We start from the raw sequence: 16,177 nt of genomic DNA, 5'->3' as shown, positions 1-16,177 counted from the left end.
CGAGGCGTCGGTCAGGGCAGCAGGCCGTGTCCGATGTCGAGGTGATGCGACTCCGAGGTGGTGGCCTCGGTGTGCGTCTGCCCCGCGGCGTCGCCGCCACCGGTGAGTCCGCCGGTCAGGCCGTCGGTGAGTCCGCTGGTGTGCAGACCGCCGTCGCCCGCGGTGGTGCTCGAGCCGCTGCCCGCGAAGGTGTGGTCGGCGTCGAGACCCGACCACGTGGAGCCCGCGCCGGCCGCGGCGTGGTTCGCCGTCGATCCGGTCAGGTCCGCGGTGGTGTCGGTCAGACCGTGGGTCGCGCCCTGCAGCGAACCCGCACCCGAGGCGTCGCCGGTCGCCGCACCCGCGGTCGACCCGGTGAGCCCGGACGTGAGGCCGCCGACTCCCGAGGTGGTGGTGTGCAGCGCACCGGCCAGGTCGCCGGTCGCCCCGCCCTGCAGGGCCGAGTCGACACCCGAACCGAGGCCGAGTCCGCCCAGGCCCAGACCGCCGGCCGCATGCGAACCGGCGTCGACCGCACCGCCCGCGCCTGCGCCCAGCGTGCTGTCGAGTCCGGTGTCGGTACCCGTAGCGGCGCCCAGTGCTCCGGACGCCCCGGCTGCGACCCCCGAGGTGAGGCCGAGCCCGGTCGACAGACCCGCACCGAGATCGGGCAGACCGGGGGTGGCGCCGGTGAGGCCGGTGGCGCCCGAGAGCGCGCCGGTCAGGCCGGTGGTGGCGCCGAGGGCGGCACCGAGGCCGCCGGTCGCCCCGAGGGCACCGTCGAGTCCCGTCGCGCCGCCGAGTCCGGCTGCTCCACCGAGTCCGGCGACGGCGTCGAGTCCGGCTGCTCCCGAGAGGGATCCGGCCAGTCCGGCACCGAGTCCGGTGACGCCTGCGAGTCCGCCGGTCAGGGCGGCCGACGGGTCGGCTAGTGCACCGAGCTGTCCGTCGAGCCCGCCGGTCGCCTGCGCGCCGGTGGTGATCGCGGCGCCGAGGGCGGTGCCGAGGCTGCTGGTGAGGCCGCCGTCGAGATCGAGCGCGCCGCCGAGGCCGGTGCTGATCGCGGTGCCGAGATCGGCGCCGCCGCCCAGTGCACCGACGACCTGCGTGCCGAGATCACCGGTGACGGCCGCACCCAGCACGGTGCCGAGCGATGCGCCGAGACCCGCGGCGGCGCTGCCGCCGGCGCCGAGTGCGGCACTCAGGGTCGCGCCGAGGTCCGCGCCGCCGCCGAGCACGGTGGACAGATCCACCGACCCGCCGAGCACGGTGTTCAGTGCGGCACCGAGCTGTCCGACGACCGCGCCGTCGAGTCCGAGGCCGCCGGCGAAGTTGCCCGCGAGCGCCGCACCGAGGTCGAGACCGACCGAGGGGTCGAGTGCACCCAGGCCGGACAGGCCGGCTCCGAGCACGCCACCGAGTGCGGCTCCGAAGTCGGCGCCGAGGGCGCCACCGGCACCGAGCGCGGCGCTCAGAGTGCTCGAGAGACCGGCCGTGAGGCCGCCACCGAGGAGGGCCGTGACGTCGGCCCCGAGCAGTCCGCCCGCGCCGAGTGCGGCGGTGAGGGTGGTGCCGAGCGAGGTGGCGAGGCCACCGGCGACGTCGAGTCCGAGCGCTCCGCCGAGCACGGTCGACAGACCGGCACCGAGGCCGAGGCCGCCGGCGACGAGTCCGGAGAGCTGTGCGCCGAGGGTGCCGGTGAGCGCGGTGCCGAGGACGGCGCCGAGCGAGGCGCCGACGCCGGCGGCGAGAGCTCCGCCTGCGCCCAGCGTGGCGCCCAGGATGGCCGACAGGTCAGCGGTACCCGCGACGACGGCGGCCAGGTCCACGCCCGCGCCGAGAGCGGCGCTCAGGGTTGCCCCCAGGCCCCCGGCGAGCAGGCCGTCGAGGCCGAGAGCACCGGTGAGCGCGGTGGCGAGCGTGCCGCCGAGGCCGAGCACCAGGGTCGGGTCGAGCGCGATCAGACCACCGACACCGACCACGCCGGCGAGTGCGGCGCCCAGCGCCACGCCCAGGTTGGCCGCGACCGCGCCGCCCGCGGACAACGCGGTGCCGAGTGCGCCGGAGAGCTGGCCGGTGAGTCCACCGGAGAGCAGTGCGTTGAGGTCGGCGCCGAGGACGCCGCCCGCGCCGAGGACGGCACCGAGCGTTCCGCCCAGGGTGGCGGTCAGATCGGCGGCGACACCGGCCGCGAGTCCGGCGACCACGTCGAGGCCCAGGGCCCCGCCGAGGACGGTGGACAGTGCGGCACCGAGTCCGACACCGCCGGCGAGCAGACCGGCCAGCTGTGCGCCGAGCGCACCGGACAGGGCGGTCCCGAGGACTGCGCCGAGGGTGGCGCCGAAGTCGGCGGCCAGGACCCCGCCGAGGCCGAGTGCGGTGCCGAGGACGGCGCCGATGTTCGCGGTGCCTGCGAGCACGCCGGCCAGGTCGACACCGCCGGCCAGGAGTGCGTCGAGCGACGCCCCGAGCTGTCCGACGGCGAGACCGCCGATGCCCAGCGCGGCACCGAGCTGTCCGGCGAGGGCCAGGCCCAGGGTGGGTGCGAGAGCGAGGGCGCCGGACACGCCCGCGAGGGCACCGAAGACGCCGCCGATCGCGAGGCCGAGGTCGGCGCCGAGGATGCCGCCGGCGCCGAGCACGGCACCGAGGGCGGCCGAGAGGTCGGCGGTCAGGCCGCCGGCCAGCAGGGCGGTGAGGTTGCCCGCGACGAGGCCGCCTGCGCCCAGGGCTGCGCTGAGCGCGCCGCCGAGAACGGCCGACAAGTTGCCGACGACGCCGCCGACGAGCACAGCGCCCGCGCCGAGGTTCAGGGCTCCGCCGAGGACCGTGGCCAGGGCGGTGCCGAGGCCGACACCACCGGCGAGCAGGCCGCTCAGCTGCGCGCCGAGCGCGCCCGCCACTCCCAGTCCGCCACCCAGGGCGACTCCGAGGACACCGCCGAGGGCGAGGCCGAGGTTGGCGGCGACCGCGCCACCCGCGGCGAGGACGCCGGACAGTGCGGTGCCGAGGGCGAGACCGAGGTTGCCGCCGCCCGCCAACACCGCGGCGAGGTCGAAACCGCCGGCTGCGGCGAGCGCGGCGTCGAGTGCACCGGCGAGCGCTGCGGTGATGCCGCCGCCCAGGCCGAGGACGCCGGTCAGGGCGCCGGCGAGGGTGCCGCCTGCGCCGAGGACCGCGTTGAGATCGAGGATCCCGGTCAGGTCGGTGACCGTTCCGAGGACCGCGCCGAGCGCGAGACCGAGGTCGGCACCGATGACGCCGCCGGCGCCGAGCGCGGTGACCAGGGCACCCTGCAGCGCGGTGGTCAGGCCGCCCGCGAGGGTGGCGAGCACGGTGGTGTTGAGCAGACCGGCCAGCGTTCCGCCGAGTCCGGCGGTGACGCCGAGCGCGGCACCGAGTGCGCCGCTGAGCTGGGCGACGACCCCGCCGACGGCACCGACACCGACACCGAGCGCGCCGGCGAGGACGGCGACCAGCGATCCGCTGACGCCGACACCGGCTGCGAGTGCGGCGGACAGATCGGCGGCCAGGGATCCGCCCACCCCGATCAGTCCACCGACCGCTGCACCGAGGGCCGCACCGACGTTTCCGGCGAGGGCACCTCCCACTCCGAGTGCGCCACCGAGGACGGCGCCGATGGTCGCGGTGCCGTTGAGCACCGCGGCTGCGGCGACGCCACCGGCGACCGCGACGGCCGCGTTGATGGTTCCGGCGAGCTGTGCGCCGAGACCGGCGGCCAGGCCGAGGCCACCGGTGAAGACACCGGCGATGGTGGCGCCGATGTCGAGGACACCGTTGATGTCGATGACGTTGACCAGCGAGCCGCCGAGAGCGACGACCGCGTCGACGAAGGCGCCGAACGCCGCGCCGAAGGTGGCCGCGACGGTTCCGCCGACGCTGAGTGCGGCGGCCAGCGAACCGGCCAGGACGGCACCGAGCTGGGTTCCGATGGCCAGGTCGCCGAGGTCGAGGACACCGGACACGAGGTTGCTGATGGAGACGACACCGAAGTTGAGTGCGCTGAGGTCGAGGGCGCCGAGGTTGAGGCTGCTGAAGTCGAAGTTCCCGAGGCTGCCGAAGTTCACGGACCCGAAGTTGATGCCGTTGCCGAGGTTGATGCCGCCGAGCGCGAGGCTGCCGAAGTCGATGCTGCCGAAGTTGAGGCCGCCGAGCGCGATCCCACCGAGACCGCCGAGGGCGACCCCGCCCAGGTTGATGCCACCGAGGTTGATGCCGCCGAGACCGACGTTGCCCCCACCGAGGCCCACGCCACCGACTCCGCCTGCCGCGACCGGCACCGCGCCGGCGTTGACGATCGAGGCGAGACGCTGACCGCCGGGGAACAGACCGGACTCGGCGACCATCGGCGCCGCACCGACGATGTCGGCGTGGCAGAGCTCGGGGAGCCCGGCCGCGTCGAGCGCCGCCTGCGGGTTCAGGCAGTAGGCGCTGGCCGCCTTGTCGTCGCGCAGCAGGTTGAGGATGAAGTCGAGGACTGCGTTGGTGGGCATGGTGGCTCCTGTGGCTGGTTGTGGAGGTCTGAGCTCTTCGTGAGATCCCGGATCTCCGATTGACCACAACGCTAGGCATCCGCGACCCCCCGCCCAACGGGGATCAACCCCCTTGTCCGCGTCCTGCTCGGACTAGGGGGTCGGGGGGTGCGTTAGGGGGAATAGGGGATGTCCCCGCAATCTCCTGACGTGCGGTAACAGAACAAGGTTTGATATCGACAATGGAATGAAGTCACGTGAATGGGCGTCCGCACGCCCGCGTCGTAATAGAGGAGTCGACCCCATGGCCTCTGGCCTCGGATTGAAGATCGGTAGTTCCGCCTCGGTGGCGGTCTCGACGACCCGGTCGGGCACCTACGACGCACTGGTCCGGCAGACGGCTCTGGAGCTCGCCCCCGGTCGCGCGCCCGTGCTGGCCGCGGCCGGCGCGGTCTCGGCGGGGTCGCCTGACCTGGCCGGATTCACCCAACGGGTCGGTGACCCGGTCGCACTCGTCGCCGACGACGGCCGTCAGTTCAGCGGCGAGGAGCTGTACGCGACGGCGCTGGCCTGCCTCGCCCGCGAGAGCGGTTCGGATGCGTCGAGCGTCGTCGTCGCGTGCCCCAACGGGTGGCAGGCCTACACCGTCGACGCGTTGCGCGCCGCCGCGGCGACCCAGGGACTGTCCGACGTCACGTTCGTCCCCGAGGCGATCGCGGCCGTGGCAGCGGCCGAGGCCACCCGACCCGACGGGCTCGCCTCCGGCGGTGTCCCCCGCTCGGGCGGCTCACATGCCGCGGTCACCGACACCGACACCGACCTCGTCGTGGTCTACGACCTCGGCGGTTCCGCCCTCGACATCGCCGTGGTCCGCACCGGCGAGGCATCGCAGATCATCGGTCGCCCCGTCCGCAGCGAGGACATCAGCGGCGACGCGTTCGACCAGCTGATCCTGACCCACGTCCTCGAGTCGGTCTCCGCGCTCGACGACCTCGACCCGTTCGCCCCCGACACCGTGGAGTCCCTCGCGACGCTGCGCCGACGCTGCACCGCGGCCAAGGAAGCCCTGTCGTCGGACACCGACACGACGGTGTCGGTGGAGTTGCCGGACCTGCGGACCGAGACACGCCTGGTTCGCTCCGAGGTCGAGGACCTGCTGCACGAGCCGATCGCCACGTCGCTGACCCTGCTGCGCGAGACCGTCGCCGGTACCGGGCACAGCCTCAGCGACGTCACCGCGATCATCCTCACCGGTGGCGGATCGGCGGTTCCGCTGATCACCGAGATGATGTCGTCGATGCTGCGGGTCCCGGTGATCGTCGACGCCGACCCCGTCACCACCTCGGCCTTCGGCGCCGCCATTCTCGCCGGCGAGATCGATTCCGCCGCAGCCGCACTCGATGCGATGCCGGCCAACGCCGCGGCCGCGGTCGCTGATCTGGCCGCCGCGCGCAAGGCCGATCTCGTACCCGCGCAGACCCGCGCGGTCGAGCCGGCCCCCCGCACGACCGTGGTCGAGAAGATCCCCATGGGACGAAACAAACGTCTCGCCATCATCGGCGGTGTCGCGGTCGCGATCGCGTTGCTGACCGCGGGCGGACTCTCGGTGGGCACCGCACTCTCCGGCGACGAGGCCCCCGCCGCCACCCCGACGCAGTCGGCCCCCGCCACCTCGGGCGCACCGTCGGCGAGTGCGGGCCGCAGCGCGTCGGCCGGCTCCACGCCCGGTGCGGGCAGCACCGGCGCCTCGGCTGCGCCCAACACAGGCAGCGGCGGTACCGCCGGCACCGGTGGGGGCGCCGCGCAGTCGCCCGGCACCGGCGGCGGCTCGGGGTCGGGCTCGCAGAACAACGGCGGTACCGGTTCCGGATCCAACGGTTCGACCGGCGGCGGCACCGGCGGGAACACCGGGGGCGGCAACACGGGCACCGGCAACACCGGCGGCGACACCGGCGGGGGCAGCACGGGTGGCGGCAACACCGGCGGCGGCGACACCGGAGGGGGCGACACCGGTGGCAACGCGCCCCCGGAGACCGCGGGTCGTCCGACGATCCCGACACTTCCCACCCTCCCGAACTTCCCCGGTCGTGTCGCGCAGGTACCCGGGAACATCCTGGGCGGGGTCGGCGACACCGTCGGCGGGATCCTCGGTGCCAACTGACCTCACGTCACCCGCGGGTGCGCTGGCCGGGATGCCGGACGCGCAGTCACTGCTGCTCGACGTCGAGTCGAGCGCCGGCCGACCGTTGCGTGCCCACGTCGTCGGTGTCGCGGGCAGCGGCAAGAGCGCCGTTCTCACCGCGCTCTCGGATGCGTTGCACCGCATCGGCATCCCGGTGGTCCACGACATACCTCTCGATCCCGAGCCCGGGTGCGCCGTGCTCGTCGACGACGCGCAGGACCGTGACGACGCCACCCTGGCCCACCTCGCGACGCTGGCCGTACGCGCCGACATCACCGTCGTCGTCGCCGGCGAACCACGCGACCACCGCGATGCGATCGCCGATCTGAGCGCCGCCCTGCGGTCGCGCGGACGAGTCGTGCCGCTGCGTCCCATCTCCGCGGCCGGGGTGGTCGAACGGTCCGGTCGGCATCTGCTCGCCGGGCCCGCCGCCGCGATCGCCCGCGCCACCGGCGGGAACCGCGCTGCAATCGACGCCGCCCTGCACGCCGTCGAGATCCAGGGTCAGGGCACCGACGGACGCACGCTCGACACCGTCGCGGCCACTGCGATCTCCGCGTGGCAACACCGACAGCTCCGCCGCCTGGACCGGAATGCGTTGGCGGTGTTGACCATCGCCGCCGCCGGCTCGTCCCCCGATCCCGACACGGTCGCGCAGACCGCGACGGTGTCGCGGACCGAAGCGGTGGCCGCCGTCGATCGCGCACGCGGTTCCGGCTTCCTCGGCGACTCCGACTTCTTCCTCCCGGGCGCAGAGGCATCCCTTGTCGCCGTGGTCGGTGCGCATCAGATCGGTTCCACCCGTGCGGAGCTCGTCCGGGTCCTGATCGCCAATCGGGCGCTCGACGCCGACCGCGCCATCGCCGCGGCCGACGAGGGCATGGTCGATCCGGCCCTGGCCGAGACCCTGTGCGAGTTCGCCCGCGCCGCCGCCGGACACCGAGCGGTCACGCTGTGGTCGGCCGCTCGTGTCGCCGGCGCCGATCCCGCCACCACCGACGTCGCCCTCGCCCAGGCCGCATTGGAATCCGACGACCTCGACGTCGCATCCCGCATCGCCGACGCGGCGCTGGCCTCGGAATCGACCGACACCATCCGCACCGGTGTCCGCGTCGCATCGGCGGTGGCGTCGCGGCGAGGGACGTACTCCCGTGCCGCGCAACTGTTCCGCTGGCTCGGTCCCGATCGTGCAGGCGCCGACGCGGCGATCGGCGTCGTCGCCCTTATCGCCTCCGGGGACCGCGAGGGAGCCGCCGCGTTCGCCGAGGCCTCACACAGCGCTCCCCCGACCGCCGACAACGCCTCGTCCGGCCTGCTCGCCGACGGGTTGGTCGCCTCGCTGGGATCCGATCCGGCCCCTGCGCTCGGACCGGTCCTGCGGTCGATGTCGCTGCGACGGGTGTCGGTGGTGGAGCCGGAATCGGCTGCTGCGCTGGCGATCCTGCTGAACCTGCACGGTGGTGATCTCGGTGGGGCGCAGGCGGTGCTCAACCGTGTCCACGAGACCAACGACGGTTACGTGGTACGTCTGGACCTGCTGCGTGCCTGGACCGCGATGATGGCCGGCGATCTCGCCGAGGCCACCGCCGTTGCGACCGCTGCGACCGCGCGGTCACACCGGGATCTGCTGCTGCGTCACGCACTCGCGGTCGGTATCGCCCGACGTCGTGGCGATTCGGGGGCGCTGAACAATGCCTGGCGCGACGCCCAGGCGGTCGTCGCCGAGGCCGAGGTCGACCTCTTCGCACTGCTCCCACTCGGCGAGTTGTGGCTCGCCGCCATCCGATGCGGCGACGTCGCGCGGGTGGCGCATCTGGCCGCCGACGCGGGCCGGTTGCTCACCGATCTCGGCGATCCGTCGGTGTGGTCGGCGGCGTGGCACTGGTACGGCGTCCAGGCCGCGATCCTCTCCGACGACCCCGTCACGCTCGTCCCGCATGCACGCGCTCTCGGGGAGGCGTCCGAATCCAGCTCGTACGCGGCCGTTCTCGCGCAGGCCGGCCGTGTGTGGCTGAAGGTCCTGCAGGGTGAGGACGCGCAGACACCGGTCGTCGCGGCCGACATCGACGTGGCGGCGCGCAGCCTGCAACGGGTCGGACACGCATTCGACGGTGCCCGACTGGCCGCCGAAGGGGCACTGCGAATCGGCGACACCCGATCAGCCACCGCCCTGCTGCAGACGGCCCGGACCATCGGTCCGACCGCGACCACCGCGCCGGTCGGCGCCGGCGATGTCGGTACACAGTCGGCGCTGTCCGACCGCGAGGCCGAGGTCGCCGAACAGCTCGTCCTGGGGCTCACGTACCGCGAGATCGGTGCAACGCTGTACATCTCGGCCAAGACCGTCGAACACCACGTGGCACGGATCCGTCGCCGCCTCGGTGTCGGGTCGCGGTCGGAGTTGATGTCGGCGTTGCGCGCCGCGGGATACGGAGCAGGCGCGAGCTAGGCATTCCCCCGTTGGTTGGGCAGATACGGACGTTGGTTGGGCACTGTGGGCATCGGCGCAACGACCACCGATGTCGGATCCATGTGCCCCATGACGCCCGCGGGCGTTCGCAACCGCCTAGTCGTAGTCCACAACTGCCCACTCGATGGGTTCACGTGCCCAACTGACGGCTGTACGTGCCCAACTGACGGCTGTACGTGCCCAACTGGTGGCTGCACGTGCCCACTGGCGGGTCAGGTGCGCTTACGGCGTGGTTGCCACACCACCAGTGCGCTCGTACGGGGCACGGGCACCAGCTCGGTCCCGCGCCGTCCGCGCGCGGCTCGCTCGGCGACCAACTCGTTCTCGAGCTCACGCACCCGCTGGGCGAGCGCGTCGACGTGATTGGTCAGGTCGATGATGCGCTTGATGCCCTCGAGGTTGACGCCCTCGTCCTGCGACAGCCGCTGCACCTCGCGCAGCAACTCGACGTCGTGGGACGAGTAGCGTCGGCCGCCGCCTGCGGCGCGCTGCGGACTGACCAGCCCGAGCCGGTCATAGGTGCGCAGTGTCTGGGCGTGCATGCCCGCGAGCTCGGCCGCGACCGAGATCATGAACATCTCCTCGCGACCCTCCATCACGCACCGCCCCAACCGGCGCGGGGCGCGAATCCACCGGCGCGCTCGGCTTCTGCGTACTCACGCAACTTCTCGGTGGCGTTCTCGTCGAGCTTCGACGGGACCGACACCCGCACCGTCACCAGCAGGTCGCCGGATCCGCCGGATCGCTTGGTGACGCCGCGGCCACGGACCCGCAGAGTCCGCCCGTCGGAGGTGTTCGGCGGGATCTTGACGCCGACGTTGCCGTCGAGAGTCGGCACCGACACCGTCGCGCCGAGCACGAGTTCACCGAAGCTGACCGGCAATTCGACCTTGAGGTCGTTGCCGACGCGGGTGAACACCGAGTCCGCGCGGACGTGGACGACCACGTACAGATCGCCCGACGGCGCTCCGCGCAGGCCGGCCTCACCCTGGCCCGCGAGCCGGATCCGTTGTCCGTCCTCGACTCCCACGGGGATACGAACGTTGATGGTGCGGGTACGCACGGTGACACCGTTGCCCGAGCAGTCGGGGCAGGGATCGTCGATCCGCGAACCGGTGCCCTGGCAGTCGGTGCACGGCTCGCTGAAGCCGAACGCGCCCTGGTTACGGCTGACGACACCGGCGCCGTTGCAGGTGGAGCACACCCGGGGACTGGTCCCCGGCTTCGCGCCGCTGCCATGACAGGTCGTGCAGGGAGCCGGACTGGTCAGCGACAGCGACACCGTCGTGCCGAGCGCGGCATCCCGGAAGCCCAGGGTCGTCTCGGTCTCGAGGTCGTTGCCGCGCTTGGGGCGTGAGCCACCGCGCGGCGCGCGGTTGAACAGCCCGCCGAACAGGTCGCCGAAGTTGCCCGCGTCGGCGCCGCCGCCCGCGTTGCCGAACAGGTCGCCGACGTCGAACTGCTGACCGCCCGCGGGACCGCGTCCGGTGGTGTAGCCGCCGGGGCTCGAACCGTAGGGGAAACCACCGCCCGTGCTGTTGCCACCGCCTCGGAAACGACCGCCCGCGAACATGCTCCGCGTCTCGTCGTACTCCTTGCGCTTGGCGGCGTCGGACAGCACGCTGTGCGCCTCCGACACCCGCTTGAAACGCTCTTCGGCCGCGGCGTCACCGGGGTTGGCGTCGGGATGCAGTTCCCGCGCCAGCTTGCGGTAGGCCTTCTTGATCTCGTCGGCCGAGGCGTCCGAAGCGACGCCGAGGTCCTTGTAGAAGTCCTGTTCGAGCCATTCGCGTTGGGGAGCCATCAGGCGTCACCTCCTCACGTGAGAAACATCGTCATGAGATCCAGACGGACCGCACATCGTCGGCACGAACCATTGTCGCAGTTCGCGCCGACGATGTGCGGCGTCCGTCGGGGTGGGTCGCGGGCCTAGGACCCGGCGTCCGCGTCGGCCGCGTCGGTCACGGTGACCATCGCGGTCCGCAGCAGTCGCTCGCCGAGGCGGTAACCCTGCCGGTACACATCGCCGATGACCGGGTTCGCGCCGTCACCGTCGTGCTGCACGGCCTCGTGCAACGCGGGGTCGAAAGCATCGCCCTGCGCACCGAAGGTGTTGAGCCCCTGCGACTTCAGCGTGTCGACGATCTTGTCGGCAACACCACGCAGCGGCCCCGCCTCGAGATCGCCGTGTGCACGCGCGCGGTCGAGGTCGTCGAGCACCGGCAGCAGCGAGCTGATCAGCGTCGCCTTGCCGGTCTCGACCGCACCCTGACGCTCGCGGTCGGCACGCCGTCGGTAGTTGGCGTACTCGGCCTGCAGTCGCTGCAGGTCCGCGAGCAACTCGGCCTCCTTGGCCGATTGCGCCTCCTCCGGCGTGAGCTCGGTCGCGGCGGGACCGTCGGCCTCCCCCGCCTCTGCGGGTTCGGCGTTCGCGGCCGCCTCGGCCGCTGCGGACACGTCCTCCGGGTTCACCTCCCCGAGGTCGACCGGATCGCCCGGCTCCTCGGGTGTGCCCGGCTGATCAGCCGTCACTTCTTCTCACCGGAATCGGCGTCGGTGGGCTCATCCACGACCTCGGCGTCGACCACGTCGTCGGCCCCGTCAGACGAACCGGGTGCACCGTCGGCGCCGGCCTCGGCCGCGGAGTTGGCGTAGATCGCCTGCCCCAGGGCCTGCGACTCGGTGGACAGGGTCTCCACCGCGGACTTGATCGCGGCGAGATCGGTGCCCTTGAGCGCCTCGTTGGCGCCGGCGATGGCGGCTTCGACCTTCTCCTTGGCGTCGGCGGGGACCTTGTCCTCGCTCTCCTTGAGGAACTTCTCGGTCTGGTTCACCAACGACTCCGCCTGGTTGCGGGTCTCGGCCTCTTCCTTGCGCTTGCGATCCTCGTCGGCGTGCGCCTCGGCATCCTTGATCATGCGGTCGATCTCGTCCTTCGAGAGGCCCGAGCCGTCCTGGATCCGGATGGTGTTCTCCTTGCCGGTGCCCTTGTCCTTCGCGGTGACGTGCACGATGCCGTTGGCGTCGATGTCGAAGGTCACCTCGATCTGCGGGACACCCTGCGGCGCAGGCGCGATGCCGGCCAGCTCGAACGAACCGAGCAGCTTGTTGTGCGACGCGATCTCACGCTCACCCTGGTACACCTGGATCTGCACCGACGGCTGCGAGTCCTCGGCCGTGGTGTAGGTCTCCGACCGCTTGGTCGGGATGGTGGTGTTGCGCTCGATCAGCTTGTGCATGACGCCACCCTTGGTCTCGATACCGAGGCTCAGGGGCGTGACATCGAGCAGCAGAACGTCTTTCACCTCACCGCGCAGCACACCGGCCTGCAGTGCGGCACCCACGGCGACGACCTCGTCGGGGTTGACGCCCTTGTTGGGTTCCTGTCCGCCGGTGAGCTCCTTCACGAGCTCGCTGACGGCGGGCATACGGGTGGAACCACCGACGAGCACGACGTGGTCGATGTCGCCGACCGCGACACCCGCGTCCTTGATCACGGCCTGGAACGGCGCACGGGTGCGCTCGAGCAGGTCCGAGGTGATCTTCTGGAACTCGCTGCGCGACAACTGCTCGTCGAGGAACAGCGGGTTCTTCTCGGAGTCCACGGTGATGTAGGGCAGGTTGATCGAGGTGCTCTGACCGGACGACAGTTCGATCTTCGCCTTCTCGGCCGCCTCACGCAGACGCTGCAGCGCCATCTTGTCCTTGGTCAGGTCGATGCCGTTCTGCGCCTTGAACTTCTCGACGAGCCAGTCGACGACACGCTGGTCCCAGTCGTCGCCGCCGAGCAGGTTGTCACCGGAGGTCGCACGGACCTCGACCACGCCGTCACCGATCTCGAGCAGCGAGACGTCGAAAGTACCGCCACCGAGGTCGAAGACCAGGATGGTCTGCTCGGACTGGCCCTTGTCGAGGCCGTAGGCGAGTGCGGCCGCGGTGGGCTCGTTGACGATGCGCAGGACGTTGAGGCCGGCGATCTGGCCGGCTTCCTTGGTCGCCTGGCGCTGCGAGTCGTTGAAGTACGCGGGGACGGTGATGACCGCCTCGGTCACCTCGTCACCGAGGTAGCTCTCCGCGTCACGCTTGAGCTTCATCAGCGTGCGGGCGCTGATCTCCTGCGGGGTGTAGTCCTTGTCGTCGATCTTCTGCGACCACTCGCCCTCGCCCATGTGGCGCTTGACGGAACGGATGGTGCGATCGACGTTGGTGACCGCCTGGTTCTTGGCGGGCTGGCCGACGAGGACCTCGCCGTTACGGGCGAATGCGACGACCGACGGGGTCGTGCGCGATCCCTCGGCGTTGGCGATGACGGTGGGTTCTCCACCCTCGAGGACGGCGACCACCGAGTTGGTGGTGCCGAGGTCGATACCGACAGCACGAGCCATATCTTCTTACCTCCTACGTTTGCGACGCCGGCCGGATGTTTGGCTGGCCAGACCACTGACTTCTCGAACCTCAGTGGAGTCCACTCAACTACTACGCGAGGATGTCGGTCCCGTCAAATCAGTTGAGTGGATCACGCTCAAGGTTCTCGAGGTGTTCAACTCGCGACCTCACGAATCTGTTCCCGGTGACCTCGGAGCTTCTCCCCGGGCACCGCGCGTCCCGCGCGGTTATAGTCGGCGGCGATGACTCGCAGACTGTCTCGTCGCACGATTGCGCTGGTCACGGCGGTTCTGGTGCTCATCGTCGCGGCCGGTGTGGCCGTGGGCGTGCGGCAGGCGACGCGCCCCGCAGACCGGGCGACGACGGCGCCGACCTCGACGTCGGAGGATTCCGCGACGCGCGGGACAAGCGTGCACAGATACGCCTATCTCCCCACCGGCGTCGGCGACCCGCGTCAGGACTACGGCGATCTGTACCTCCCGGCGGGCGAGCACGCCGAGGACTCGGTGCCCCTGGTGGTGCTCGTCCACGGCGGTGGGTGGACCGCCCGTTACGGCGCCGGCCTGTTCGACCCGATCGCTCGGGCGTTGGCGGCCCAGGGGGTCGCCGCCTACAACATCGAGTACCGGCGCATCGGCTCCGGCGGCGGTTGGCCGACCACGTTCAGCGACGTGGCCGCGGCCGTCGACTACGTGCCGACGCTCGATCGACTCAACCCGGAGATCGACACCGCCGACTCCACCCTGGTCGGACACTCGGCCGGGGCGCAGCTCGCGGTGTGGGCGGGCACCCGCAATGCCGCCACCCCGCCCGAGTTCGGCGACCCGAGGTCGCGGTGGAGGCCCACACGGATCATCTCGCTGGCCGGTCCGCTGAACCTCGAGCGGGCCGCGGACACCGGCGACACCCGGGTCACCCGAATCCTCGGCGGCACGCCCGCGCAGGTCCCCGACCGGTACCGCGCCGTGGACCCGATCGAGAACATCGACCCGACCATGCCGATCACCGCCGTGCACGGCACGGCCGACCGCGTCGTCTCCCCGTCGCAGTCCATGTCCTTCGTGGCGGCCGTCCAGCGGGCGCGCGGAGAGGCCCGTCTCGTCCTGTTGCGAGGTCAGTCCCACTCGGCCCTCGTGTCGCCGCGGTCGTCGGTGTTCCTGCAGATCATCCGCATGATCACGGCGTCCACCCGCCCCTCGGCCTGACCCCACCGGCCGCCGCCTCCCCTGCGCGATGACAGCGCACCGACAGGTTCTTCACAGGAACACACGCGATGCTGGGGGTCATGTCGACGTCGCGTACCCACGGCCAGTGGCCCAGGTCACAGCGCTGGGGGTCGACGACGGGGGCTGGTACCGTCGCCCCGATGCTGACCGCGACCCCGGGAGCAGGCCGATGACGACGTCCCTCGCCACCTCATCGGCCACCGGTGTCTCCGCAGCAGCGCCGACCACGGCGCGGCGGGGGCATCTGCACCAGCTGGACTTCGTCCGCGGCAGCACCTTCCTGATGGTGATCTTCTGCCACGTGCTGACCAACACGAACAACTCCGACACCAGCGTGCTGACCAACGCCCTGGGCATGTGGGGCCACTTCACCCGCAACGCCTTCTTCTTCCTCACCGGGTTCGTGCTCATGTTCGGCAACTTCGACAAGCCCGACTTCAAGGCCACCCAGTTCTGGCCGCGCCGCCTCAAGCTCGTGGTGATCCCCTACCTGATCTGGTCCGTCGTCTACTGGGGCTACTCGGTGGTGGCGAACGGCGGGTGGTCGGACATGGGCTTCTGGTTCGAGCAGCTCCGCAACGGGTTGCTGTGGGGCACAGCCGGTTTCCAGCTGTACTTCATCTTCGTGATCATCCAGTTCTATCTGCTGTTCCCGGCGATCCTGTGGATCGTCCGGAAGACCCGCAACCACCACATAGCGCTGCTGGCGACGAGCCTGGTCATCCAGCTCGGCATCCTCTACACGCTCAACCACCTCCACGCCCCCGAGGGCAGCTGGCTCTACAACAACTGGTGGCACGCCTACTCGACGTTCCTGCCGTACCAGTTCTTCGTGTTCCTGGGTGCGGTCGCGGCCGTGCACCGGGAGCGGGTCGACGAGTGGATACGTGGACGCGGCTGGTGGATCCTGGGCGGGCTGATCGCCGGCGGCGTGTTCGCCTACGTCACGTTCTCCGAGCGTCTGGCCGACGGCCAGACGCCGGCGCTGGCCGGGTTCGCGCTCAACCCCACCCTGCAGCCGTTCATCTTCATGGCGATCCTCGCGTTGTACGCGACGGCGTTGCGGTGGTCGGACCGCCGCGACCGCACGCCGCGGTTCAACAAGGTCGTCACCTACGCGTCGAACCGGTCGTTCGCGATCTTCCTCGCGCACGTGTTCGTCCTGCAGCTGCTCATCCTGCCGCGGCTCGACAGCCCGACGACCCGGGGCTGGTTCGAGCAGCACCTGGGTGCGCCGTGGGCCACGATCGTCGTCTATCTGCTGACCGTGTCGATCACGCTCGTGATCGCCGAGGGCCTCCGGCGGGCACCGTTCGCGCTGTATCTCACCGGGCGTCCGAGAATTCCGGTTCGGGTGAAGAAGACCGCCGAGTCGAGCGTCACATCCGACGCGTCGCGGCAGGTCGAACCTACTCGCGGGTAACCAACATCACCCCAGGTG

Annotated in this window: 9 protein-coding genes; 4 read left to right on the top strand and 5 right to left on the bottom strand. The window is 71.4% G+C overall.

From position 1 onward, the window contains the following. Positions 1 to 11: 11 nt before the first annotated feature. Entirely contained in the window at positions 12 to 4,493 is a 4,482-nt protein-coding gene (locus tag LX13_RS11875; RefSeq protein WP_253661515.1) for an IniB N-terminal domain-containing protein, read from the bottom strand. Between the two features lie 283 nt (positions 4,494 to 4,776). On the opposite strand from LX13_RS11875, the gene LX13_RS11870 reads away from it, so the two are divergent. After that, complete coding sequence (locus tag LX13_RS11870) at positions 4,777 to 6,633, top strand: Hsp70 family protein (protein WP_253661514.1); 1,857 nt, start codon at positions 4,777 to 4,779, stop codon at positions 6,631 to 6,633. Continuing rightward, positions 6,623 to 9,103 carry a LuxR C-terminal-related transcriptional regulator gene (locus LX13_RS23485; RefSeq protein ID WP_253661513.1) on the top strand — a complete coding sequence of 827 codons (2,481 nt, stop codon included), beginning with the start codon at positions 6,623 to 6,625 and terminating at the stop codon, positions 9,101 to 9,103. The genes LX13_RS11870 and LX13_RS23485 overlap by 11 nt, the downstream gene beginning before the upstream one ends. Before the next feature lie 233 nt (positions 9,104 to 9,336). Here the strand turns inward: LX13_RS23485 and LX13_RS11860 are convergent, their stop codons facing one another. The 4 genes from LX13_RS11860 to dnaK all read right to left on the bottom strand — a co-directional run bounded on the left by LX13_RS11860 (position 9,337) and on the right by dnaK (position 13,509). Continuing rightward, entirely contained in the window at positions 9,337 to 9,720 is a 384-nt protein-coding gene (locus tag LX13_RS11860) for a heat shock protein transcriptional repressor HspR (protein ID WP_253661512.1), read from the bottom strand. Beyond that, the gene (gene dnaJ / locus LX13_RS11855) at positions 9,720 to 10,928 is read right to left on the bottom strand and encodes a molecular chaperone DnaJ (protein WP_253661511.1); all 1,209 of its coding nucleotides are present in this window, start codon (positions 10,926 to 10,928) and stop codon (positions 9,720 to 9,722) included. The genes LX13_RS11860 and dnaJ overlap by 1 nt, the downstream gene beginning before the upstream one ends. A 125-nt stretch (positions 10,929 to 11,053) precedes the next feature. Then, positions 11,054 to 11,656, bottom strand: a complete 603-nt coding sequence (grpE, locus tag LX13_RS11850) for a nucleotide exchange factor GrpE (protein ID WP_253661510.1) — start codon at positions 11,654 to 11,656, stop codon at positions 11,054 to 11,056. Further along, positions 11,653 to 13,509: a molecular chaperone DnaK gene (gene dnaK, locus LX13_RS11845; RefSeq protein WP_253661509.1), complete on the bottom strand. Its 1,857-nt coding sequence runs from the start codon at positions 13,507 to 13,509 to the stop codon at positions 11,653 to 11,655. Before dnaK ends, grpE begins: the two co-directional genes overlap by 4 nt. Before the next feature lie 243 nt (positions 13,510 to 13,752). On the opposite strand from dnaK, the gene LX13_RS11840 reads away from it, so the two are divergent. Both LX13_RS11840 and LX13_RS11835 read left to right on the top strand, forming a co-directional pair. Next, a complete protein-coding gene (locus LX13_RS11840) occupies positions 13,753 to 14,715 on the top strand; it encodes an alpha/beta hydrolase family protein (protein WP_253661508.1) in 963 nt (320 codons plus the stop codon). 106 nt (positions 14,716 to 14,821) lie between these two features. After that, positions 14,822 to 16,159, top strand: coding sequence for an acyltransferase (locus tag LX13_RS11835; protein ID WP_253661507.1), 1,338 nt, complete (start codon positions 14,822 to 14,824; stop codon positions 16,157 to 16,159). Positions 16,160 to 16,177: the final 18 nt, after the last annotated feature.

This window comes from Williamsia maris, from assembly GCF_024171815.1.
Taxonomy (GTDB): domain Bacteria; phylum Actinomycetota; class Actinomycetes; order Mycobacteriales; family Mycobacteriaceae; genus Williamsia_A; species Williamsia_A maris.
The sequence above is the reverse complement of the archived record's forward strand: the minus strand, read 5'-3'. Positions and strand labels throughout refer to the sequence as shown.